This is a genomic window from Veillonella sp. VA137 (genome assembly GCF_003992015.1).
Taxonomy (GTDB): domain Bacteria; phylum Bacillota; class Negativicutes; order Veillonellales; family Veillonellaceae; genus F0422.
Map to the genome: position 1 here is coordinate 203242 of NZ_RQVK01000001.1, position 25125 is coordinate 228366.

Consider the following 25125-nt stretch of genomic DNA (forward strand, 5'->3'; position numbering starts at 1 on the left):
CCTTTCTAATTATAAACGACTAAATGGATGTTCCTTTTGGAACTGAACAAGACGTGCCAAATCGTCTTTCATATGAATATACAAACTTTCATAAATAGAGAAAAGTTCTTCATATACGGCTTGATGTTGCTTCTTAGGGTGATAGATACATTCAGGCTGTACCAGCTCTGCGGTATCCTTAATATCTGACAAAGTTCCATCAGAAATAAACCCTAACACAGCGGCGCCAAAGGAGGCACCTTCACTATTATTTGGTAAGGTGATATGTTCACCGAATATATCACTCATAATTTGTACCCATAATTCAGATTTAGTGAAAGAACCACTAATGCGGATATCTTTTACCTCTTCAAACTCACGTAATGCATCAAGAACAAACCGTAAGCTATAACAAATCCCTTCCATTGTGGCGCGAATCATGTAAGAGCGACTATGATTTAAGGATAAACCTACGAAAGCTCCACGCAGATCAGAGTTCCAATAGGGAGCTCGTTCACCAGTAAAGTATGGCATTAATAACAAGCCACCAGATCCAGCCGGTACATGTCTTGCTTTCATGGTCATTAAATCATAAGGATCCACCGATAATTGTTCCATTTGGGAGCCATGATAATGCAGGATACGATCTCGCATCCAACGCAAAATCATACCCCCATTGTTGATAGCTCCACCAGCCACCCACATGGTATCTGTTAAATTATAGCACCAAGTACGACCTTTAGAATCCATTTGCGGCTTTTTAGTGAGCATGCGTATAGCACCAGATGTACCTATAGTAGCACTTAACTGTCCTTTAGATACAGCGCCAATACCAACATTCACCAGTACTCCATCCGTAGCACCGATGACAACCGGTGTATTCACAGGTAAACCTAAACGCTCTGCTACGCCTGCTACTAACTTACCACTATATGTAGTAGATACAACCTTAGGCAGTTGTTCTTCTTGAATCCCTACATAGTCTAAAATCTCAGAATCCCAAGTTTCTGTAAAGGCATTAAATAAACCAGAACTAGATGCCACTGATTTATCTGTTACCCATTCTCCTGTCATCAATCGGAACATGTAATCTTTAATAGAGCCAATATGCGCCATACGAGCAAAGATTTCAGATTGATTTTCTTTGACCCATATGATTTTAGCCAATGGATAAGATGCATGTAAAGGGCAGCCTGTTCTAAAGTAGAATTGTTTGCACGTTTCGTCTTGTTCCATACGATGCACGATAGTAGAGCTTCTACTATCTGCCCAAGTAATCATATTCCCTAATAAATCAAAATGTTTATCTTGAGGAATAAAACTATGCATCACCGAGCTCAAAGCAATTCCAGATATGGTAACTAGTTTATATTGTAACTCTTTTACCACTCCAGCAATGACTTCTTCTGCAGCATCATATATTTGTTGAGGATTCTGCTCTGCTCGATCATATTGTGGTGTTTCTAATGGATAAAAAGCATCTCGTACAGCTACAGATTTACCTTGTGCTGTATATGCCATAGCACGTACGCCTGTGGTTCCCACATCAACGCCTATCCATACTGCTTCTCTAACTTCTGACATATATACCTCCTATCATCCAAATAAACTCATTTGCTCATCTTCTGGTAAGTCGCCTAAACAACCTAATTCCACCATACGATTCGCAATAGTTTGAGACATTTTTGTACGCCTCCGCAAATCTTTAATGGATAAGAACTCTGCTTGCTCTCGTTCTTCTACGATGGCATCCGCTACCTTTTCGCCTAAACTAGTAACAGCTACAAATGGCGGTAATAAAGAGGTTTCATCTTTAATCATAAACCGTCTAGCTTGTGATTTATATAATTCTACATTGCCGAAGGAGTACCCTCGCTGTTTCATTTCCAAGGATACCTCTAAGGCAGACATTAAATCTTTTTCCTTTGGTGATGCTTCATACTTCGCAGCTAGGGCTTTCAACCGTTTAAATTCTTGTTGCTGCTCTTCTAAGGAACCCATCATAATTTTCAAGTCAAAGGCTTTTGCCCGAATAGAAAAATACGATGCATAGAATGCTAATGGATAATTAATCTTGTACCAAGCAATGCGAAATGCCATCATAACATAAGCTACGGCATGGGCCCGTGGGAATAAATAAGAAATCTTTTTACAAGAAGCGATAAACCACTCTGGTACTTGGGCTGCTCGCATTTGGTCTTCATAATCTGTTTGAGCAATCCCCTCTTTATTACGCTTTTCGATTCCCTTCCCTTTACGCACATTTTCCATCACAGAAAAGGCTACATTATCTGCCACACCATGATTACGCAAAAAGTTCATAATATCATCACGGGTAGAGATAGCTTCATTCAATTTACATGTCCCTGTTTTAATCAAGGTCTGAGCATTATCTACCCATACATTGGTACCATGAGAGAAACCAGAAATCCGCACTAAGTCAGAAAAGGTTTGTGGTTTTGAATCTTCCAACATAGCCCGTACGAAGCCTGTACCTGATTCAGGTACTGCCAAGGTAGCCACTTTGTCTCCTTGTAATTGAGCCGGGGTCAAGCCTAATGCTTTCGTTGAGGAGAATAAGCTCAATGTAGCGGGATCATCAAAAGGAATACTCGTAGATGGTATACCCGTCATATCTTCTAACATGCGAATGATAGTAGGATCATCATGGCCCAGTATATCTAGTTTGGTCATACGACCTTCAATCGAGTGATAGTCAAAGTGGGTGGTAATAATACCACTTTCTTTTTTATTAGCTGGATATTGAACGGGTGTGAAATGATGTACATCCATATCTCGAGGGCAAACCATGATGCCTCCCGGATGCTGGCCTGTGGTATTCTTTACTTTTGTAAAACCTGTAGATAACTTTTCAATAAAACCTCGTCGTTTTTGTAAGTCATTCACATCTGCATATTTGTAGGCATAGCCAATCGCCGTTTTATCCGCAATGGTACCGATGGTTCCCGCTCTAAATACATTGTCTCGTCCAAACAATTCTTCCGTGTATTTATGGGCACGTCCTTGGTAATCTCCAGAGAAGTTCAAATCAATATCTGGGACCTTATCCCCATGGAATCCCATAAAGATAGCGAAAGGAATATCGTGACCATTCGCGATGAGTGGCGTACCACACTCAGGGCAATTACGACGTGGCAAGTCAAAGCCCCCCGCATATTCCCCTTTTAAATAGAACTCACTCCACTTGCATTGTGGACACACATAATGTGGCTCCAATGGATTTACTTCTGTAATATCCGCCATGGTGGCCACAAAGGAGGACCCTACGGACCCCCGGGAGCCTACTAAATACCCATCATCTAAAGATTTTTTTACTAGTTTATGGGCAATGTAGTACAACACACCGAAACCATTGCCGATAATACTTTTAAGCTCATAATCTAAGCGGTCCTGCACTGTTTTGGGCAAGGGATCTCCGTAAATCGACTTCGCTTTAGCATAGCACATGTCCTCCAAGGCTTTGTCGGCCCCTTCAATTTTGGGTGAATAGGTACCATTCGGGATAGGTATGATATAGTCAATACTTTGCTCAATAGCTCTCGTATTGGTCACTACTACTTGATAGGCCTTGTCTTCTCCTAAGTACGCAAACTCTGCTAGCATTTCATCAGTGGTACGCATATGCTGATCTGCTTTGTCTTTTGGATCTTTGACACCGCTGGCTGTGAGCATAATTTCACGATACAGTTTGTCTTTAGGGTCCATATAATGCACATTCCCTGTAGCTACTACAGGCATTTGCAAAGCATCTCCTAACGCAACAATACGAAGATTAATCTGTTGTAAGTCTTCCTCGTTTTTTAATACGCCTTCTTTGATGAAACCTTTGTAATTATCATGAGGTTGAATTTCTAAGTAATCATAAAACTTAGCAATCTCTTGCAATTCTTCATCGGTAGCACCATAAACAATGGCTTGAATCAATTCACCAGATTTACAAGCCGTGCCGATAAGAATCCCTTCACGATGGTCTTCAATGACAGCTCTTGGTAATCTAGGATATTCGTCGAAATAATTCAAATGGCTAATGGAAATCATCTTGTAAAGATTCCGCAACCCTACCATATTTTTTGCAAACATTATAATATGATGCGGTACAGTTTGGTCTTCTTTTTCAATTAAATAGGCTTCTACACCATAGAGAATCTTCACGCCTTTTTCCAAGGAATAGGCCTGTGCTTCTGGAAATGCTTGCACCACCCCATGGTCAGTAATGGCTACCGCTGGGTGCCCCCAATCTTTCACACGATTCACAATGTCTTTCACTGCTACTAGGGCATTTTTCTCAGACATTTTCGTATGTAAGTGAAGTTCTACTCTAGTTTCCTCATGAGTATCAGTGCGTTTCGTATTGTCCTTATCTTCTACAGGCCGGACCGAGTCCATATTTAACACATAGTCTCGTACAAATTGCTCATCATAGATGACTTCCCCTTTAATTTGTACCTTCCCAACAGATTTTAAAATTTTTAATAGCTTTGGTCCGTCTTCAGAAGGGCTGGTAAATCGCTTTATGTCCAAACTATTGTAATCATCCACAATATGACCTGTAATAATATACCGCTTTTTAGGCTCTTCACCTTTTTCACGTGCTTTTTGTACAGCCTTGCTATCTTCCTTAGGCTTGATTTCTCGTATATCTAAACCGTGAAAGTACCCAGAGATAACAACATTCTCTCCTGTTCTCACAAAGAAATCATCTGTGCGATGCGTATCTGCCTCATCAAAAGCAGGACCTAATAACATCCCATCTTCAGTAGTTAGCTTCCGTCTTCGCATAGAATATGGAGAACTACCTGTCGCCGTTGGAGCTGGCGTATTAGGACGATCTATGACCACTGGTGCATCGTACAAATCATCATAATCCGATGACATCTTGATAGTGCCATCCTTACCTACATAGAGCTCCATTTCATCGAATCGATTCTCTTCATCCATGTCCCAATAGATATCATAATCCGACAATTCGTTGGCTTGTTGCAAAAAGAGATACGCATCATCATCTGTCACACTAGGTTCTTGAACGTAACCAGTATAATCACACTCTTGCCTATGAGGCATCCGTGTAAGAACAAGCTGGTTCATGAAATCACCCGTATCCACAAATTCACAGGTGCAACCAATAGAATCGCAGATTTCCTCAATACGTGTTTGCACTGCCTTATCTAATGTTCCTGTCAACTGAGAACCAAATATATGCAATTTTCCGTTTTTCAAATAAAAGTGAAAGTCTACTTTAGACTCTCCCTTTAGTACCATATGATAATATTTCATAGTACATCTCCTTTACGGATTTGACTTCACCGGATTAGCTTTAATTTTTTTCACCACATTAGGACCTGTGACAATAACCGTATCTACAGGTTCATAATAAGAATTAAAGGTATACGTAGAAGACCTCCCATCTCCATATACTATGGTTCTCGTCGTATCTACAGAAACTCCCTCATGACCTGCTTCCTCTACAGTTTCCTCTTTCACAGCCTCATCGATTTTTTCTATCTTTTTATTAGGAATTCTTTGTTCTTTACCCTTTGTAATTGTTACAGACTGTGGTACATCTTCCTTAGCTCCTAATATAGTAATAGTCACATAGCCAGCACCTTCTTCGGCAATCACATAGATGGGATGAGAATAAGGGTTTTTAAACTGAAAGTCAATATATCCCCACGCCACAGTAGCATCTAAGCCTACTGGTATATAGGAAACAGGAGCAAAATGCGTATCACGTTCTACAATATCCATACCAGATAACAATGCAGTATTAAATAAAGTAGAACTTACTTGGCATATTCCGCCACCAATACCTGGCACCAAACGTCCTCCCATAAATACAGGTGCATCGTCATAACCCGCTTCAGCAGTCCGTTCTCCTACTACTTGATTAAAGGAGAAAATCCCCCCTGCCGGAATAAAAGTTTGATGAATTTTTTGAGATGCTAAATGAATATTATGGGCTCGGCTTGTATTAGAGCCATCAAAATAAGTCGTAAAGGACCCCAATATGGAAGTGATAGACACTAAATCTTTATCCGTTATCGTAGGCTGTGCAGACTCATTGATAACAAGTTCTAAAGTCTCTACCTTACCTTCTTGCAGTTGTTCTTGCAATCGCTTCATAGTAGCCGTCACATCCAATTTACGGCCTACCTTAGCGGGCTGATGTACGACTTTATCACCCTCAAGGGTAATAGTTGCATTAGTTCCTACTTGTCCCATGGCCTTTGCATAATTCATAAAGTAGGACTCAGCCACTGGTCCATCTACTTTATATCGAATGTTCATCTCTTTTCCATGAAGTAACGCATCTACTCGGTGCATGACATAGGTCATGACATCACTTTCATAGCCATAATCCATTACATCGGTTAAGGTTCCCACCCTATCTATGGTAATCCCTAAATCTGCTAAATTCATGGTCGTTTCTTTTCCCTTAGGATCTACTATGCGAATCCTTTGTGACTGTGTGTTCCGCTCTTGTAAATAGGTGTCTACTTCATCCATACTTTGATGAGAGATACTATGACCATCTATAGTTAATCCATAAATCGTATTTCCAGTAGGCCATACAATCCCTGTTACAGCTCCCCCAACGAGAGCTATGAGAGCCGCCACAGTGGCAATATACTTTCGTTTCATACTTCTCCTAATTTGCGCAATAGGCTAAACAAATATCTTGAAATTGGCTCATATCTGCTATACCTTGACGGCTTTGCAAAATTAAATGATACAGCTGGCTAATCAATGTTGCCACCGCTGGGATTTGAATTTTTCGACGCGCTTCAAAGGCTAATTTAATTGTATAGGGATTGGCTTTCATCCCTTTTTCCTTAAATAAGCTTTGAATCTCAGGTAATGTCATCCCATAATAGGCACATTCACTGACCATAAGTTGCAAATGCATTTGATTATGTACATAAGCCATCGCCATATCTACACTTTTATTCTTAAGCATAGAGGGGAATAAATCTAGTAATGTTCGTGCATCTTTTGCTAATAAAGCATCTTTAAAGCGAAAAATATTTTTCTCTCCAAAGTCTGTCATATGCTCTTTTAAAAATAGCCCTGTCATCGCTTCCCCTTTTTTTAGTAGTAGGAACAATCGATCAAATTCTGTGCGCAAAAATGCTAAAGGCACATCTTTCCACAAATCTACCAAATCACGTAGATATGCCATACCATCGGGATCTATCTTTTGCTTATGAGCCTTGCAATGTTGTTGTATCCACTGAAAGAGAGCTTCTCCCTCTACTTTTTCAAACTTAAAGGATTCTACAGCTCCCAAAAATGCTTTATTTCCTTGCAACCGTCCATCAATAGTTTCTGGATACACTACAATAATAGGATCCTCTCCAGTATAGCTTTGCAAATAGTCTCGCAATCCTTGCCACTCTGGAGCCAGCTTTTTCTTCGGTTTATCAAAGATAGGCAAATGGACAAGCAAAAATACTCGTGGCTCACCAAAGAGCGATACTTCTTGTAATTGCCCTAAAATAGAACCGGGACCTTGCTCCTCACGCAAGGTAAGCAAGGTCCGATCTGTATATTGATGTAAGAGATTCTGTTTTTTTTCTTCTAATAATTGTGGTTCATCTCCATAGAGTAATGTAACCATCTGTCACCTCTTATAATGTTACTACATTGTTTTCATCACTGCCTACAATATACACTCCTTCCTCCACATCAAATTGACTGTGCAGGGTATTCCACACGATAAACTGCGTTGCCCCTCGTTCTTGATAGTGCAATAGTTGATTGCTAGCGGTCAAGCCATATATTGTATTCGTTTCTCTTTTACTATTATACACTATTTCTTGAACTTTTTCTCCTTCTTTTCTAGGATGAAAGTGAAACTTTCTGTGTCCTTTTACTTTAATTTCATAGCCTGCTTTCCTGTGAATTTGTACAGATAGCCAATCTAGTGTTAGCTCTTTACCGGTTTGTCCTTTACTGTATAGATGCTCTAGGGTATCTACGTGAGCATAGCCCTTCTGATATCCCTCTACAAACACACCATTCCAATGACTAAATCCACGATGATGCAAGGCATCTATACATTGTTTCATCGCTCGTGGTGAAATATCGCCATTCTTAGCATCTATATATAGGTATGCCTCCCTATAAAAGCCTGTCTTACAGACCATAAAAGCTGGTCCTGAGGAGATAGCAATAGGGACCACTTGCACCATTGGTTTTACATACGATAGTCCTAAAGGCAACATCCCTACTACCAAGAGTGCAATACTTGCTATCCTATTCCATGCCACACGAATAGGCTCTTTCAGTGCTAACAACCAATATATATACGCCACGCCTAGATACCACACTACCACTAACCATAAAGGCATCGGCGGTGACCACAATAGACCTAGATTACGAATAGCAAATAAAAGAGACATGCTGGCTTTCAGAATGAAACCTAAGAGGGACCAACCTAATGTAAAAGTAAATACCATATTGAGCAAAGATAGACACAGACCTGCAATGATAGCTATATCTAGCAAAGGACCTACAATCAGGTTGGACAAAATACTAAGAAAGCTAAGGATATGAAAATAATACAGCTCTATAGGAAATATAAGAACTTGTGCAGAGATACATAAAGCCACACCTTTAGAGATAGGATTCGGTGGAAACAGTCGATACACATAGGGATATAATCCGATGATCCCCAAGGTAGACCCAAAAGATAATACAAAACTAATATCTACCGCGAATAATGGTTTCCATAACAGTAAACATAAGGCAGATAGTAGGAGCGCATGTAAAGCACGATACATCCCACCATGCATAACCACGTATCCACTTAGTAGTCCCATCATGGCAGATCGTAATACGGGCGGACTCCAACCCACAATAGTACAGTACAGCAAAATCAAAGTACAAGTGATGGAAAATTCTATACCTTTACGTAACTGTAACCGTTGTAATACGGTAGAAATAATGAGAAATAAGAGAGCAATATGGGACCCTGACACCGACAAAATATGGATAAGCCCTGTTTCACTGAATAACTTTACCATCGTTTCTGGCAGCATCGCGTATTGACCACCTAGAACCAAGGAGGAACCCAAGGTAGCAATGGATGGATCTAGATTTTCTTCAAATTGTTGTGCCACCCAATGATGGGCTCTATCTAGGTAAGCACCCAGTGCATACCCCGTATCAGCTAGCCATATGCCTAGGGTTCTCTCCACTGTATAGTTCCCCTCTATGGTACCTTGATACAAATTTCCTTGCAATCCATCATTGATATGTCTCGTTTTCATAGATAAGGCACCACTTTGCTCATAATAGGTAAAGCCTTTCACAGTACCACGAATGACGTATCGGTCTCCCATATGAATAGGTGGTTCCCCTGGCACATAAACACGAATACTGCCCTTCGCTGGTACATGTTCAGTAGCGCCATTCTTTTCTATATCCATACCTTCTACATCAGCATCTACCATGGTCATAATGCCATCTAGCGTCACAGTAGGTTGTGGATTAGAGGTGAATTGCACATAATAGGCACCATCGGCACCATAATAAAACGGTCTATCTTCAAAATAGTGTGTGATGACTCGATCTGTATGTACATATCCTATAGCCGTAAATACAGACATAATACCCACTAAGCCCATCACATATCGCATTATTTTATACATATGTTCATTACGTTGTTCGTATCCACGTAATCCTATTATCCCAAGGATACCAAATATCGTAATGATACTTAACCAATACATAAGATAGGTGTGTAATTCGTTTTCGTATAGACTCATACAAATTCCCAATAGCATTCCTAGCACACTGGTGATACCTAGATCTATTGGCTTGGGTAACCTTTTCATAATCGTACTTTCTCCACAATTTTTTTATACAATGCAGGTCCGATGCCCTTCACCTGTCGTAATTCTTCTAAACTTTTGAAAGGTCCATGTTCTTGACGATAGTCCACAATTTTTTTCGCCATCTTAGGCCCTATACCAGATACTTTTTGTAAGTCTGCTTCCGATCCATCATTGATGGATATGTTTTGTTTTCGTAATAATTCTTCCGGACTGCCGTGAAAGTTGAAATCTACATGAATATGTGCGCTTTCCTCTAAGGTATCTTCTAAATGTAGATGATTCACATCTGCATAGGGCAATAGTCCTTTACTGGCCTCAATAGCTGACTTCACTGTCGCAGGACTTTGTAGCTCATACAACCCTGGTTCTTCTACAGCTCCCGTAACATACACCAAAATCGTAGTTGCTTTTGTTTCCTTCTCCACTGGACCACCTCGGTCTCCTTTTTCAGAGGGTTTGACAATCTTCGGCGTATCAGATTGTGATACATCTCCATCGCCTTTCATAGGTGTATCTGCTATAATAAGATAGTATCCACATACACACAGTAGGAATAGGCATACAATGATGCCAATTCGTTTTCGATTTGTTACTTTCATTCTATCACATCCTTTCAAACAAAAGGTTCGTCATAGATGAGTAGTATCCTTTAAAATTCACTACCAGTATATATTTGGAGGTATTATGAAAGAAGATTTACAACAATATGCCCGCCTTTTACTACAAGAAGGTGTCAATTTACAACAAGACCAACTGTTGGTCATCAATGGAGATGTAGAAAATAAAGATTTTGTATACATCGTTGTGGACGAGGCCTATGCACTGGGTGCTAAAGATGTGCACATTAATTGGCGTAGCACTATCACAGCTAAGTCTCGTCTATCCAATGTGAAAGATGAAGTCTTATCTAACCCTGCTCCTTGGATTCAAGATATGTATCATCATATCCTTGATTCCAATGCCTGTATTTTATCCTTAATCAGTGCGAATCCATTTGCCTATGAAGGCGTGCCTTCTGAAAAAATCGCCCTCGCCTCTCGTAGCACGGGCAAGTTAACTAAATTTTACCACGAGGCCATTATGGATTCCACCCTTACTTGGTGTGTAGCCTCAGTAGCCACTCTCACATGGGCTGATTTGCTTGGTTATGAGGGCACAGAAGAAGAAAAAATCAACCGCTTATGGAATACTATCTTTACCTTATGTCGTATGAAACACGTACCAGAAGAAGAATCCTTCGCCAACCATTTAGATCGCCTTGCTAAGCGCACCAAAACACTGAATGATTTACAATTGGTATCCTTACATTATACCTGTCCAAACGGTACAGACTTAACTTTACAAATGCCAGAAGGGCACTTATGGTTAGGTGGTAAAGAATCATCTAAAAAAGGAATTATCTTTGATGCCAATATTCCAACAGAAGAAGTATTTTCTGCACCTCATTATGCAGGTGCCAATGGCATTGTGTACTCTACGAAACCATTAATCTATGATGGAAACCGCATCGAAGACTTCCATATGACATTCAAAGATGGTAAGGTCGTTGACTACGATGCCAAACAAGGTCGTGAGTATTTAACAAACCTCATTGAGACGGATGAAAACTCTTGCTACCTTGGAGAAGTAGCCCTTGTAGACCATTACTCCCCTATTAGCCAATCCAATATGATTTTCTTTGAAACCTTGTACGATGAAAATGCATCGTGTCACTTGGCTTTAGGTGCTGCGTACCCAACTTGCTTAACCCATAGCGATGAATTATCTCAAGAAGAACTCCATGCTCGTGGATTGAATACATCCTTAGCTCATACAGACTTTATGATTGGTCATGAAAAAATGAACATCATGGGCACCACTAAAGACGGCAAAGAAGTTCCTATTATGATTGAAGGACGATTGCAAGTATAAGAGCACTCTATCTAACATACTATTATGCATGTCCCCCATAAAATCATCAGAAGTCCACATCTTATGGAAAGGTGTATGAACTAACATATGGTAATGCAAAAAAGAGGTACCTCTCATGACCGCAAGGTGCCTCTTTTTATTGTGTCTATTTGTTTTCTGCCATATACCAGTAGTCTATTGCATGGCAGCCCTATGGTTTACATCTATTAAACTGTTGTACGATAAGATATTGATCTTATAACAATGTATCCACTGCAATATTCACTATTATATCTGATGGGCTTTCACAAATATAATCAGCACCAGCAGATTCTAGTTCTTCTACTGAGCCATAACCATAGGATACGCCCATGGCCACACAGTTTAATTCTTTCGCAGCTTCCATATCGTATTTACGATCTCCCACCATATACCAACGAGAGATTTTATATTTTAGTTCAGTCACCTTATTCATATCTTGTAATGCTTCTTGCAAGATATCTTTTTTATGTACTAACCCAATTTCTCGATTGGCCCCACGAATTACTTCAAAGTATGGATCTAGTTTAAAATGCTTAATAATATCCTTTGCTTGTTCTTCAGGTTTTGCCGTAGCAATCCCAACATAAGCACCTGTCTTACGAAGCGCTTTTAAGGCTTCTTCAATTTGGGGATACACTGCATTTTCATATTTTCCTACGGAATCATACCGTTCTTTGAAAAAGTTGTAGGCCTGCTCCACCTCTTCATCTGTCATATGGCAATGTTCTTTAAAAGAATCCGCCAACGGTGGACCAATGAATAATTGTAATGTGTCCTCATCAGGAATAGGATGATTCATACTCGTTAAGGCATGACGTATAGACTTTAAAATTCCTTCATGAGAATCTGTTAATGTTCCATCTAAATCAAAAATAACACAAATCATAATGACTCCTATCAAAAATAAATGCGTTGTTATATATGTTCTAATACATATAATAAATAAAAGTTAATTATTTCCCTATGTCAATTCCACTTTAAAAATATACTAAGTATATATCTTCTTAGGTACAAGATACATTTCTTGATGATAGAAAATACCTTTACAACTCATACAGTAAAGAGTATACTGTATATAGAAAAGTTTCTATATAGTAGGAGGACAGTATGGAAGATAATCAAATTCCTACGGCCATTTTAGATAAATTAACAAAAGTTTGTACTTGCCGTAGTATTACAAGAAAAGCAATCAAAGAAGCAATCTTAGATGGTTGCGATACATTTCCTAAAATTAGAGAGCGCACTAGTGCTGGTACTGGTGCATGCGGTGGCAAAGGCTGTGGCCCACGAGTGGTGAAACTTTTAAAAGAACACCAAGAAGGACAATGGTAAGCGTGACCAACATAAGAACCATAAGATAGGTGATATACATCACCTATCTTTTTTATATACACAAAAAAGGCTGCTCAAGAATGTACATCATTCTGTAGCAGCCTTTTTTTTATTTCTTTAATGCTTCACGCAATGTATGCCAAGCAAGCACTGCACATTTAACACGGGCAGGCATGTTAGAAATATTTTGCAAAGCAATCGCATCTTCTAAGGCTTCTAATTCGTCTTCATCAGTCACTTCTTTTTTGATCATTCCTAAGAAAAGGTCCACTAGTTGGAACGCTTCTTCTAAGGATTTACCAGTAATGACATCAATCATCATAGATGCCGATGCTTGGCTGATAGCACAGCCGGAACCTGTATAAGCAGCATCTTTTACAATACCCTCTACCACATTCACTTGCAATGTTAAATCATCACCGCAACTTGGATTATGACCATGTTCACTAGCAGTAAAGACCTCTAACAAACGCTTATTACGCTTATCTTGGTTATGCTCCAAAATCAGTTCCGTATACACTTGATCCATTTCCATGGTATTGTTCTCCTTACTCTGACAAGCCCATGGTTGGTCTAACTGTTTTTAGGGCTTCCAAAAATTGATCTAAATCTTCTTTTTTAGTATAGATATACATACTAATTCGACTGGATGCAGGTACTCCATAATACGCACCTAGTGGTTGCGCACAATGATGACCAGAACGTAAGCATACCCCATGGCTATCCATGATCGTTGCTACATCGTGAGGATGTACATCATCCACAGTGAAAGCAATAACTCCATGCTTTTCTTCTGGATTGGCACTACCTAATACATGAATATGTGGCATAGCCGCTAGTTTAGGTAATACATAGCGCACTAATTCTTGTTCATATTCATGAATAGCATCCATACCAAACTGTTCCAAATACTCAATGGCAGCTTTTAATGTAACAGCACCATGTGCATTGGGTGTGCCAGCCTCAAATTTATAAGGTACTTCATTGAATGTTGTAGTTTGTTCTTTCACATATTCAATCATGTCCCCACCAAATAAGAATGGATCCATGTCTTCTAATAAGTGATATTTACCATACACAACACCAATACCTTGAGAGGCACACATTTTATGACCTGAGAAAACGAAGAAATCACAATCTAATGCTTGCACATCAATAGCTTGATGAGGAGCCGATTGTGCTCCATCTAGGATAGCGATAGCACCAACAGCATGCGCACGTTCCACTAGCTCTTTCACTGGAAATTCCATACCTAGTACATTGCTTACATGGGCAAAGGATACAATTTTCGTAGATTCATCAATTTTATCCATTTCACCATCTTTAATGTGACCAGTTTCATCTAGGTACAAATATTCCAAGGTAGCACCTGTCATTCGGCATACATATTGCCAAGACACAAGATTCGCATGATGCTCCGCTACCGTAATGACGATTTTATCTCCCGCTTTCACATGCTTCACTCCATAGGAATGAGCAATTAAGTTCAAGCTTTCTGTCGTATTGCGAGTAAAGATAATTTCCTCACGTTTACGAGCATTGATAAAACGTTGCACCACATCACGAGTTCCTTCATAAGCCTCAGATGCTTCCATGGCAAGCACATGGGCCCCACGATGGGGATTCCCATTGTGATTTGCCATATGTGTTTCTAATGCTTTCATCACTTGCACTGGAATTTGTGTGGTTGCACCACTGTCTAAGTAAGCAATACGTTTACCACGATGGGTTCTTGTTAAAATTGGAAAATCTTTATATGCCTCTGCTATTGGTTTCATACTATCCCTCTCAATTATATTTTTTGTCGTAGTACTGCTAAGGCAGTTTCTTCCATTTCTTCATTGCCAATACGATCAATCAATGGTCGTAACATGGATTCTACGATGATGTGTTTTGCTTCCTCTTCGTTAAAACCACGGCTCATTAAATAGAATAGTTTAGCTTGGTCTAATTGACCAGCACTAGATGCGTGATTACCAGATACATTATCTTCTTTACATAATAACAATGGTAAAGAGATGGATTTAACTTGTGGTGTTAATAACAAGCATGTATCTTCTTCTGCACCTTCTGATGCCAAGCTACCACGCAAGAAATCTAAAGTACCACGGAATGATTTTTTAGAAGAACCATTCAATGCACCTAAGTTATTAATATTACTGATTGTTTTTCTACCAATATGTTTCATCAACATAGCGATATCAAATACTTGTGTATCAGTACCACAGTAGCCCAAGTCATGCTCTACTTCAGCATAGTCGCCTACTAAATCCTCTTGGTAATTCAAGAAGTTTTCAGATCCACCCAACTCAATATTGATGAACTCTACATGACCAGACTCTTCTACTCGTGTATAACGATGTTCAAATTGTTGTACCTTACCAGTTAGCAACTGCACTTTTTTGAACACTACCGACGCCCCTGTGTGGGACACGATTTCTGAAAGTAACCCCACATGACCATCAGTAGCTTCACCTTTCAAGCAAAGCGTTAACTCTAGGGTAGAGTCTTTTTCCGCTTCGATTTGTAAGAGTGTTCTTTCACTGACAGCACCTTGTACATCAAGAACTATGGTCAATGCTTCCTTTGCACCAGCTGGCACTTGAATGTGATAGCCATGTGTAAAGTGATGCGATGCATCACGCAAAGCACCTGCATGGACGCCTTCATAAGAAGGTTCTAATAGTTCTTTATTTGTAATATCTGTTACAATGTGCTTGGACCCTTCAACAGTCACTGTAGCACGTTCTGTACCAGCCCATACATTGCCTTCTGTATGATTTACCTTTAACCAACGGAAAGTCGGTCTAGGCAATTCATTAAAATGTAATGTGTTGCTCATCCTAACCTCCTATCCGATAGAACCTTCAAGTTCTAAGGTAATTAAATTATTCATTTCTACCGCGTATTCTAATGGTAATTCTTTAGAAATTGGTTCTACGAAACCACGCACAAGCATTGCTCTTGCTTCTTCTTCACTAATACCACGAGTCATTAAGTAGAAAATCGCTTCATCGGAAATACGGCCGATTTTTGCTTCGTGCCCTAAATCGACATTATCATTTTCAATAGTAATAGATGGAATGGTATCGGATTGAGACTCTTGGTCTAACATTAAGGACTCACAAGATACTGTCGCTTTAGAATGGTCTGCATTTTTGCCGATGTTCAAAACACCACGATAAATCGCTGTACCACCACTCTTAGAAATAGATTTAGAGTTAACATTACTTGTTGTATGTGGTGCGGCATGAACAACTTTTGCCCCTGTATCTAAATATTGTCCTTCCCCAGCAAATGTAACGCCTGTGAATTCACAATGCGCTCCTTCACCAGCCAAGATACTCATTGGATATAAGCAAGATACCGCAGATCCGAAGGATCCAGATACCCACTCGATTGTACCATTTTTACCAACTCGACTACGTTTTGTATTCAAGTTGTACATGTTTTTAGACCAGTTTTCGATAGTAGAATACCGCAAAGTCGCATTATCTTTTACGAATAACTCAACACAACCAGCATGTAAGTTAGCTACATTGTATTTTGGTGCAGAACAACCTTCAATAAAGTGTGCTTTCGCGCCTTCTTCTACAATAATCAAAGTATGTTCAAACTGACCTGCGCCTGGTGCATTCAAACGGAAGTAGGACTGCAGTGGAATATCTACAGTCACTCCTTTTGGTACATACACGAAGGAACCGCCAGACCATACTGCACCATGTAAAGCTGCAAATTTATGATCTGTAGGTGGCACTAATGTCATGAAATATTGTTTTACAATATCCTCATGTTCGTGTAGTGCTGTCTGCATATCAGTATACACAACGCCTTGACGAATCAAGTCTTCTTGAATACTATGATATACAACCTCAGAGTCATATTGAGCGCCTACACCAGCCAAAGAAGTTTTTTCAGCTTCTTGGATACCAAGACGGTCAAATGTCTCTTTAATATCATCTGGAACTTCGTTCCAGTCTTCTTTCATATCAATTTTAGGTTTTACATAAGTAACGATATCTGCCATATTCAAGGCACTAATATCTGGTACCCAATTAGGAACATCTAATTGATTGTAAATTTCAAGAGATTTTAAACGGAAATCTAACATCCATTGTGGTTCATTTTTGTTAGCCCACATTTCACGAATGATATCTTCTGTTAAACCAGCTTCTGATTTATAGGAGAATTCAAATTCATTACGAATGTCATAGACGCCGCGATCCATCTCCTCAATTTGAGTTTTCTTTCTCGCTTCCATGAAATCCTCCTATACTAAATTTTTATATGCGTCGTAGCCTTTTTCTTCGATTTCACGAACGAGTTCAGGGCCACCAGTTTTTACAATACGGCCATCGATTAAGATGTGTACATAGTTTGGATTTAATTTTTGAAGAATTTGATTATGGTGAGTGATGATTAGCACCGCATTCTCTTCATTATGGAAACGGTTTACACCTTCAGATACGATACGAACAGCATCTACGTCAAGACCGGAATCAGTTTCATCAAGGATAGCCAATTTAGGATTTAAAATAGACATTTGAAGAATTTCATTTTTCTTTCTTTCACCACCAGAGAAACCTTCGTTCACATAACGGTTAGCGTAAGAAGTATCGAAAGATAATTCTTCCATTTTCGCTTTCAATTCTTTTTTAAAAGCTAAAGCACGTACGTTTTCACCAGTAATTGTGTTTTTAGCTGTACGGATGAAGTTTTCTACTGTAATACCAGGTACGGAAATTGGATGTTGGAAAGACATGAAAATACCTTTTTTCGCACGATCGTTTACAGCTTCTTCAGTGATATTTTCACCATCAAATACGATGGAGCCTTCTGTTACTTCATAAGCAGGGTTGCCCATGATTACATTGGCCAATGTAGATTTACCAGCACCGTTTGTGCCCATTACTACATGGATTTCACCTTTATTAATTGTTAAATTGATGCCTTTTAAGATTTCTTTCTCTTCAATAGAGGCACGCACATTGTCTACGCGAAGTAATTCTGCCACGTATGTCACTCCTTATCAAATAAGCTACTATATACAAAAGAAGACTCGTTAGGTCTTAGCATATGTTGAATACCGTAAAAAAACGGATTCCACCAAAGTGTAATCCGCTGTTATATTCATAGCATGAGAACGCCACTTTGGCTTAAATCTAATTTAGTAAATATACTATTTATATTATACTGTGTATAGACTCGAACCGCAAGGTAATTTCTACTATTTTACTATGATTTTAATGATATATTAACATACCATCTATTCATTTATAGCATATTGAAATTTTAATTCTCTACCAAGAGACTCAACAATGTTTATTATACCGAACTTTCTCAATATTGTAAATGCTATTCCCATATTTTTTTAGGGATATAAAGCATTTTACTCTCTCTAGATAACTACACTCGATTTTTATAAATATAGTCTTGCAATTTTATCCTTCACGATTGTATACCAAGTCTAACAGATTGCCCTTCACGATTGGATGCTAATTATATATAAATAGACATATACTTTATTTCTCTGAGATGTATAACAATGTCTCAGAAGTAACTAAAGCATATGTCTATATTAGCCTAAATAACGATCGTAAGGGACGACCCTATACATTTCTACTTATAAATTAGAAAAATCTAATGTAGCAAAATAATCGTCTAGTGTTTCTGCTCGACGAATTTGTGTGACACTGCCATCTTCATGTAATAATAGCTCTGCAGAGCGCAATTTACCATTGTAATTGAAGCCCATAGCATGACCATGTGCACCAGCATCATGAATCACAATACGATCGCCCATGTCAATTTTTGGTAATTGACGATCGACGGCAAATTTATCGTTATTTTCACATAAAGATCCAGTTACATCATAAGTCATAGTCGCTGGTTCATTCTCTTTACCCATCACAGTAATATGATGATATGAGCCATACAAAGCTGGACGCATCAAGTTAGCCATACATGCATCTAAACCAATGTAATGTTTATAAATATCTTTTTTATGAATAGCCGTAGCTACTAAGTAACCATACGGCCCAGTAACCATACGACCACATTCATAGGCCAATTGAATTGGGCTATGTCCAGTACCCACGATTAAACGATCGTAAGCCTCTTTCACACCTGCACTTAACACTTTGTAATCTACTGGTGTTTGTTCAGGTTTATAAGCTACCCCAATACCACCACCAAGGTCAATAAAAGATACTTCTACACCAGTTTGTTCTTTTACGCGTAATGCTAGGTTAAACATTAATTCAGCTGTACCTACTAAACCATCGATGTCTAATTCATTAGACACTACCATTGTATGCAAACCGAAGTTAGTAATACCTTTACCTTTTAAGTAGTTAATAGCTTCCATGATTTGTACTTCCGTCATGCCATATTTTGCTTCTTCTGGAAGACCGATAATTGTATTACCGCCTTCTTTTAAAGAGCCTGGGTTGTAACGGAAACAGAAACGATTTGGTAACTCACCATGTTGTTCCAAATAGGCAATATGCGTAATATCATCTAGGTTAATAATCGCACCCAAATCCATCGCTTTTTTGTATTCTTCATATGGCGTATCATTGGAGGAGAACATAATATTATCTCCAATAATGCCTACTTTTTCACTCAAAATTAGTTCTGCCATAGAGGAGCAGTCTGCACCAATACCGATTTCTTTCATCATTTTCATAATATATGGATTTGGCGTTGCTTTCACAGCAAAATATTGTTTGAAGCCAGGGGCCCAGCTGAACGCATCTAAAAATGCGCGCATATTATCCATAATGCCCTTCGCATCATAAATATGGAATGGCGTTGGATATTGGGCGATAATCGTTTCTAATTGTTCTTTTGTAAATGGTGTTGTCTTTGCGTTCATCATAACTCCTCAATCTATTTGTAATGCACCATGTGACAGCCTCTTTCTGTAACATAGCAATATATTAAATAATAGGCACTCTTCATGTATTATCTCAATAAGAAGCGACACATTTTCGCCTAAACCTTAACGAAATATACCATTATCTGTGAAAGAAATACATAATACTATGTCATCAATCCAAAGGTAATCTATGAATACCGTAACGTATTGTAACATACATTCTATAGAATTGTAAAGATTCTATAGAATGTTCCATTTAAAAAGAACCGTATTCGATATACCATATACAATTTAGCTATTTCAAGCACTTGTATCTCCTATTACCACTAAACATGAAAACTAATACCTAGTACCACGCCCCTTGAGAAATGCTATTTCGCGTAGTAATCTCATAACAAGATATATTGCACTGAAACAGCAAACATAAAAAGAGCACGGCGTGCCCTCGAACAACCAGTATAAACTCCCCAAGGAATGCAGTTACGAGTATTAGACTTGTGGTGCTACTGCATATACTACAAAACCCAAAAGACCGCAATATACCTCCGAAGAAACATTATGAAATACCATTTCTGAAGAGGTCTATTACGGTCTTTCTTCCCACTGTATTAAGTAAGAACGCCACAGACTACATAGCGAATCAAGTTACTTCCCAAATAAAGACGCATCTACACTATATCGTCCACCACCCATAAAGAATATAGCCAGTGCAGCAAATCCCATTTGTGACGGATAGTCCCAAGCAAAAAATCCTGCATCTACATGAAGAAGAGTAGCCGTAAATAAAACTCCAGCCAACAATAAGGATCCTAGTCGAGTAAATAATCCAAATGCAACCAAAATACCACCTAAGAACTCGCAAATCGCAGCCATCGCACCAAAAAATTCGAAATATCCAGGTACTCCTAAGGCTGCCAACATAGCACCGACCTTATATAACCCAGATGCACCGCCTAAAAACTTCAAATATCCATGATAGGCCATAGAGATTCCTAGAGCTAATCTCAACACTAATATACCAAAGTTAACATACGTAGGTTTACCACGCAATAAAAAATGAACCATAATTATATCCTTTCCTAAATAAATCTTCCTACAATTAATTAACTAATATACATAAGTATACCATAACATCCTACCACCCACCTAAATACATATCTATTCATAATTCTACATCTTATATCATAGTAATAATAGATTATTATAATTGCCACATATTCTATAACCCGCCTTTGAAAGCAGATATGCATAGTGTTCTATGACCTTCCCTTCACCTAAATCATGCTAACACAAAAAGACTGTAACATGTTCCCAACCCCTCCTTTGAACGCACTTACACGTAGAAGTCTATGACGCTCCTTCCATCCAAATCATACTAACACAAAAAGACCTCAACATGTACCCGCCCCCTCCTTTAAACGCAGTTACGCATAGCAGCCTATGACATTCCCTTTGCCAAAATAATACCAACACAAAAAGAGTGCGACATGTTCCTAAATCTATCTTTGAACGCAGTTGTGCGTAAAAGTTTATGTTGTTCCCTCTGATGATAATACAAAAAGACCGCAACATGTTCCGCAGCAAACATCATGAAATGCAGTTTGCGAGGAAATATGTTGCGGTCTGTCTTTATACTATTTTCAAAGGAACGCCATAGACTGAATAGCGCTGCAAGTGTTACCCGATGTCAGCAGGTGTAGAGAAATCTACTGTAATACCCAATGCTTTCGCTACGCCTTCACCATATGCAGGGTCACATGCATAGCAATGTTTTGCATGGCGTTCTTGGATAAACAATGGAACTCCTGCCATATTGTTAGCAGTATTTTTGAACAATACTTCTTGTTGTTCTGGAGTCATGAGACGGAACAATTTACCAGGTTGTGTGTAGTAATCGGAATCATCTTCACGGAAGTCGTATTGGTATGCTTTACCAGATACGTCATATCCTGGATCTTTGTATTGCGGTTGGTTAGCCCATTGGCCAAAGCTATTTGGAGCATATCCAATAGTAGAGCCATGGTTGCCATCTACACGACCTTGTCCATCACGATGGTAAGAATTGAATGGGCATTTAGGCGCATTCACAGGAATGGATGGATAGTTTGTGCCTAAGCGGTAGCGTTGTGCATCAGCGTAGGAGAACAAACGACCTTGTAACATGCGGTCAGGGCTGAATCCAATACCAGGGATAATTGTGGATGGAGCAAATGCTGCTTGTTCTACATCTTGGAAGTAGTTTTCTGGGTTGCGGTTCAATTCCATCACCCCTACTTCGATTAATGGGAAGTCTTTTTTGTACCATACTTTTGTAAGGTCAAATGGATTGTATGGAAGGGCTTCTGCTTGTTCTTCTGTCATCACTTGGATATACAATTTCCAACGAGGGAAATCACCTTTTGCGATCGCGTCGAACAAGTCACGTTGTGCACTTTCACGGTCGTTCGCAATAATAGCAGATGCTTCTTCTTCTGTTAAGTTTTTAATTGATTGTTGGCAAACCCAGTGGAATTTTACCCATACGCGTTCGTCGTTTGCATTGATTAAGCTATATGTGTGGGAACCGAAACCATGCATATGACGATAGCCATCAGGAATACCACGGTCACTCATGACGATTGTAATTTGGTGCATTGCTTCAGGCAAGCTAGTCCAGAAATCCCAGTTAGCAGTAGCGTCACGCAAGTTAGTTTCAGGATTACGTTTTACCGCACGGTTCAAGTCAGGGAATTGCAACGGATCACGGATGAAGAATACTGGTGTATTGTTGCCTACTAAATCCCAGTTGCCTTCTTCTGTATACATTTTTACAGCAAAACCACGGATATCACGTTCCGCATCAGCCGCACCACGTTCACCAGCTACTGTGGAGAAACGTACAAACAAATCAGTTTGTTTACCTACTTCAGAGAATACTTTCGCTTTTGTATATTTTGTAATGTCATTTGTTACTGTGAAAGTACCAAATGCGCCAGATCCTTTCGCATGCATACGGCGTTCAGGAATCACTTCACGAGCAAAGTGGCCTAATTTTTCCATCAACCACACGTCTTGCATCAATACAGGACCACGTTTTCCAGCTGTAGCGCTGTTGTTATTGTCCGGCACCGGAGCGCCAAAGGCTGTTGTCAATTTTTCTTCTTTCATAACTTTCTCCTTTGTAAACTTATACATATATAAATAAAATTAAAACCTATATTTTTATAACGGATAATTATTATCCGTTAACTTATGGGTTAATTATAGAACTTTTTTTATATATTGTCAATAATGATTTTCCATTAATTTTTATTATTCTTCATGTTATAAACTATAACATTATCAAGTTATTAATTATATATTATCCATATATGTATGAAACTATAACTCAGAAAGATACCCCAGGCGCTCAAGGGCATTTTTATATTTTCCATATAACAAAAAGGGACTATGAAAGAATAGTCACCTATTCTTTCACAGTCCCCATAGTATTTATTTAGTCAATACTGCGATCCACGGATGCAATCTTAGATTACATCATACCGCCCATACCACCCATTGGAGGCATTGGAGGCATCATTGGTGCATTTTCGTCTACTTTATCCGCAACGATGGATTCAGTAGTTAATACTAATGCTGCGATGGATGCTGCATTTTGCAAGGCAGAGCGTGTTACTTTTGCAGGGTCCACGATACCAGCTTTTACCATGTCTACATATTCTTCTGTTAATGCGTTGAAACCGATGCCGCTTTCAGTAGATTTTACGCGTTCTACTACAACGGAACCTTCTAAACCTGCATTGTAAGCGATTTGGCGAAGTGGTTCTTCCACAGCACGGCGCACAAGGTTTACACCCGTCAATACGTCACCAGTAGCTTCGATACCGTCTAATGCTGGGATGATGTCGATCAATGTCGTACCACCACCTGCAACGATACCTTCTTCTACTGCTGCACGAGTTGCGTTCAATGCGTCTTCGATGCGAAGTTTTTTATCTTTCAATTCTACTTCTGTTGCTGCACCTACTTCGATAACAGCTACACCGCCAGACAGTTTAGCCAAACGTTCTTGTAATTTTTCTTTATCGAATTCAGAAGTCGCTTCTTCAGCTTGTGCACGAACTTGTGCAACACGACGAGCAATTACGTCTTTGTTGCCATTGCCATCAACGATAATAGTTTCGTCTTTTGTGATGCGAACTTGACGAGCTGTACCCAAGTGCTCTAAGTCTACGTTTTCTAATTTCAAGCCCACTTCTTCACTGATCACAACACCACCAGTTAAGATAGCAATATCTTCTAACATAGCTTTACGACGGTCGCCGAATCCAGGAGCTTTCACAGCTACTGCTTTTAATGTACCACGAAGGCGGTTCACTACCAATGTAGCCAATGCTTCGCCGTCTACGTCTTCAGCGATGATCACAAGTTCTTTACCAAGTTTTACAACTTTTTCAAGAGCTGGTAATAAATCAGCGATAACGGAGATTTTGCGGTCAGTGATCAAAATCAATGGTTCGTTCACAACTGCTTCCATTTTATCTGGATCAGTTACCATGTAAGGAGATAGGTAACCGCGGTCGAATTGCATGCCTTCTACTACGTTCAATTCAGTTTGTAATGTTTTAGATTCTTCTACAGTGATAACACCGTCATTACCTACACGGTCCATTGCTTCTGCAATCAATGCGCCGATTTCTTCATCAGCTGCGGATACGGACGCTACTTGAGCGATGTCTTGTTTACCGTTTACATCGATCGCTTTGGATTGAATTTCAGCCACTAATTTTTTAACGGCTAATTCGATACCTTTTTTAAGGATCATTGGGTTAGCACCAGCTGCTACATTGCGCATACCTTCTTGAATCATAGCTTGCGCTAATACTGTAGCAGTAGTTGTACCGTCTCCAGCTACATCGTTAGTTTTTGTAGCTACTTCTTTCACTAATTGTGCACCCATGTTTTCAAATGGATCTGGAAGTTCAATATCGCGAGCAATAGTCACGCCATCGTTAGTGATTGTTGGAGCGCCAAATTTTTTCTCTAACACTACATTGCGACCTTTAGGTCCTAATGTTACTTTTACAGCATTTGCTAATTGATCAACGCCACGACCTAATGCACGGCGTGCTTCTTCATTAAATAAAATTTCTTTTGCCATTGTAT

Annotated in this window: 18 protein-coding genes; 2 read left to right on the forward strand and 16 right to left on the reverse strand. The window is 39.3% G+C overall.

Features of this window, described 5'->3' with window-relative positions:
• Positions 1-9 precede the first annotated feature (9 nt).
• From EO116_RS00895 to EO116_RS00920, 6 genes are all read right to left on the reverse strand, one after another.
• Entirely contained in the window at positions 10-1563 is a 1554-nt protein-coding gene (locus tag EO116_RS00895; protein ID WP_127160239.1) for a gluconokinase, read from the reverse strand.
• 12 nt (positions 1564-1575) lie between these two features.
• Positions 1576-5274 carry a PolC-type DNA polymerase III gene (locus tag EO116_RS00900; protein ID WP_127160240.1) on the reverse strand — a complete coding sequence of 1233 codons (3699 nt, stop codon included), beginning with the start codon at positions 5272-5274 and terminating at the stop codon, positions 1576-1578.
• 12 nt (positions 5275-5286) lie between these two features.
• Complete coding sequence (locus EO116_RS00905; RefSeq protein ID WP_127160241.1) at positions 5287-6639, reverse strand: VanW family protein; 1353 nt, start codon at positions 6637-6639, stop codon at positions 5287-5289.
• Positions 6640-6646: 7 nt separating this feature from the next.
• Complete coding sequence (gene holA / locus EO116_RS00910) at positions 6647-7615, reverse strand: DNA polymerase III subunit delta (protein WP_127160242.1); 969 nt, start codon at positions 7613-7615, stop codon at positions 6647-6649.
• Between the two features lie 10 nt (positions 7616-7625).
• The gene (locus EO116_RS00915) at positions 7626-9731 is read right to left on the reverse strand and encodes a ComEC/Rec2 family competence protein (RefSeq protein ID WP_164726016.1); all 2106 of its coding nucleotides are present in this window, start codon (positions 9729-9731) and stop codon (positions 7626-7628) included.
• Positions 9732-9832: 101 nt separating this feature from the next.
• Positions 9833-10435, reverse strand: a complete 603-nt coding sequence (locus EO116_RS00920; RefSeq protein WP_127160244.1) for a helix-hairpin-helix domain-containing protein — start codon at positions 10433-10435, stop codon at positions 9833-9835.
• Between the two features lie 85 nt (positions 10436-10520).
• Here EO116_RS00920 and EO116_RS00925 point away from each other — a divergent pair, with 85 nt between their 5' ends.
• On the forward strand, positions 10521-11747 hold the full coding sequence (locus tag EO116_RS00925) for an aminopeptidase (protein WP_127160245.1): 1227 nt from the start codon (positions 10521-10523) through the stop codon (positions 11745-11747).
• 235 nt (positions 11748-11982) lie between these two features.
• On the opposite strand, the gene EO116_RS00930 is transcribed toward EO116_RS00925, so the two are convergent.
• On the reverse strand, positions 11983-12654 hold the full coding sequence (locus EO116_RS00930; RefSeq protein ID WP_127160246.1) for an HAD hydrolase-like protein: 672 nt from the start codon (positions 12652-12654) through the stop codon (positions 11983-11985).
• A 221-nt stretch (positions 12655-12875) separates the two neighbouring features.
• On the opposite strand from EO116_RS00930, the gene EO116_RS00935 reads away from it, so the two are divergent.
• Positions 12876-13100 (forward strand): (2Fe-2S)-binding protein, encoded by a 225-nt coding sequence (locus EO116_RS00935; RefSeq protein WP_009353629.1) that lies wholly within the window; start codon positions 12876-12878, stop codon positions 13098-13100.
• Positions 13101-13209: 109 nt separating this feature from the next.
• Here EO116_RS00935 and sufU read toward each other — a convergent pair whose 3' ends face one another.
• The 9 genes from sufU to groL form a co-directional block, all read right to left on the reverse strand.
• Entirely contained in the window at positions 13210-13635 is a 426-nt protein-coding gene (gene sufU, locus EO116_RS00940) for a Fe-S cluster assembly sulfur transfer protein SufU (protein ID WP_127160247.1), read from the reverse strand.
• A 13-nt stretch (positions 13636-13648) separates the two neighbouring features.
• Complete coding sequence (locus tag EO116_RS00945) at positions 13649-14878, reverse strand: aminotransferase class V-fold PLP-dependent enzyme (RefSeq protein ID WP_127160248.1); 1230 nt, start codon at positions 14876-14878, stop codon at positions 13649-13651.
• Between the two features lie 14 nt (positions 14879-14892).
• Positions 14893-15942 (reverse strand): SufD family Fe-S cluster assembly protein, encoded by a 1050-nt coding sequence (locus EO116_RS00950; protein WP_127160249.1) that lies wholly within the window; start codon positions 15940-15942, stop codon positions 14893-14895.
• Between the two features lie 9 nt (positions 15943-15951).
• Positions 15952-17361 carry a Fe-S cluster assembly protein SufB gene (gene sufB, locus EO116_RS00955; protein ID WP_127160250.1) on the reverse strand — a complete coding sequence of 470 codons (1410 nt, stop codon included), beginning with the start codon at positions 17359-17361 and terminating at the stop codon, positions 15952-15954.
• A 9-nt stretch (positions 17362-17370) separates the two neighbouring features.
• Positions 17371-18114, reverse strand: coding sequence for a Fe-S cluster assembly ATPase SufC (gene sufC / locus EO116_RS00960; RefSeq protein WP_009353596.1), 744 nt, complete (start codon positions 18112-18114; stop codon positions 17371-17373).
• A 609-nt stretch (positions 18115-18723) separates the two neighbouring features.
• Positions 18724-19977: a diaminopimelate decarboxylase gene (locus EO116_RS00965; protein WP_127160251.1), complete on the reverse strand. Its 1254-nt coding sequence runs from the start codon at positions 19975-19977 to the stop codon at positions 18724-18726.
• A 648-nt stretch (positions 19978-20625) separates the two neighbouring features.
• Positions 20626-21045, reverse strand: coding sequence for a DoxX family protein (locus EO116_RS00970; protein WP_127160252.1), 420 nt, complete (start codon positions 21043-21045; stop codon positions 20626-20628).
• Between the two features lie 612 nt (positions 21046-21657).
• On the reverse strand, positions 21658-23127 hold the full coding sequence (locus EO116_RS00975; RefSeq protein ID WP_206168300.1) for a catalase: 1470 nt from the start codon (positions 23125-23127) through the stop codon (positions 21658-21660).
• Between the two features lie 364 nt (positions 23128-23491).
• Positions 23492-25120: a chaperonin GroEL gene (groL, locus tag EO116_RS00980; protein WP_127135461.1), complete on the reverse strand. Its 1629-nt coding sequence runs from the start codon at positions 25118-25120 to the stop codon at positions 23492-23494.
• Between the last annotated feature and the right edge of the window lie 5 nt (positions 25121-25125).

Coding starts and splice junctions, on each gene's coding strand:
- sufU (WP_127160247.1), bottom strand. CDS start 13,635: ATGGAAATGGATCAAGTGTATACGGAACTGATTTTGGAGCATAACCAA.
- EO116_RS00975 (WP_206168300.1), bottom strand. CDS start 23,127: ATGAAAGAAGAAAAATTGACAACAGCCTTTGGCGCTCCGGTGCCGGAC.
- holA (WP_127160242.1), bottom strand. CDS start 7,615: ATGGTTACATTACTCTATGGAGATGAACCACAATTATTAGAAGAAAAA.
- EO116_RS00895 (WP_127160239.1), bottom strand. CDS start 1,563: ATGTCAGAAGTTAGAGAAGCAGTATGGATAGGCGTTGATGTGGGAACC.
- EO116_RS00965 (WP_127160251.1), bottom strand. CDS start 19,977: ATGAACGCAAAGACAACACCATTTACAAAAGAACAATTAGAAACGATT.
- EO116_RS00935 (WP_009353629.1), top strand. CDS start 12,876: ATGGAAGATAATCAAATTCCTACGGCCATTTTAGATAAATTAACAAAA.
- EO116_RS00945 (WP_127160248.1), bottom strand. CDS start 14,878: ATGAAACCAATAGCAGAGGCATATAAAGATTTTCCAATTTTAACAAGA.
- sufB (WP_127160250.1), bottom strand. CDS start 17,361: ATGGAAGCGAGAAAGAAAACTCAAATTGAGGAGATGGATCGCGGCGTC.
- EO116_RS00930 (WP_127160246.1), bottom strand. CDS start 12,654: ATGATTTGTGTTATTTTTGATTTAGATGGAACATTAACAGATTCTCAT.
- groL (WP_127135461.1), bottom strand. CDS start 25,120: ATGGCAAAAGAAATTTTATTTAATGAAGAAGCACGCCGTGCATTAGGT.
- EO116_RS00970 (WP_127160252.1), bottom strand. CDS start 21,045: ATGGTTCATTTTTTATTGCGTGGTAAACCTACGTATGTTAACTTTGGT.
- EO116_RS00915 (WP_164726016.1), bottom strand. CDS start 9,731: ATGTATTGGTTAAGTATCATTACGATATTTGGTATCCTTGGGATAATA.
- EO116_RS00950 (WP_127160249.1), bottom strand. CDS start 15,942: ATGAGCAACACATTACATTTTAATGAATTGCCTAGACCGACTTTCCGT.
- EO116_RS00920 (WP_127160244.1), bottom strand. CDS start 10,435: ATGAAAGTAACAAATCGAAAACGAATTGGCATCATTGTATGCCTATTC.
- EO116_RS00925 (WP_127160245.1), top strand. CDS start 10,521: ATGAAAGAAGATTTACAACAATATGCCCGCCTTTTACTACAAGAAGGT.
- EO116_RS00900 (WP_127160240.1), bottom strand. CDS start 5,274: ATGAAATATTATCATATGGTACTAAAGGGAGAGTCTAAAGTAGACTTT.
- EO116_RS00905 (WP_127160241.1), bottom strand. CDS start 6,639: ATGAAACGAAAGTATATTGCCACTGTGGCGGCTCTCATAGCTCTCGTT.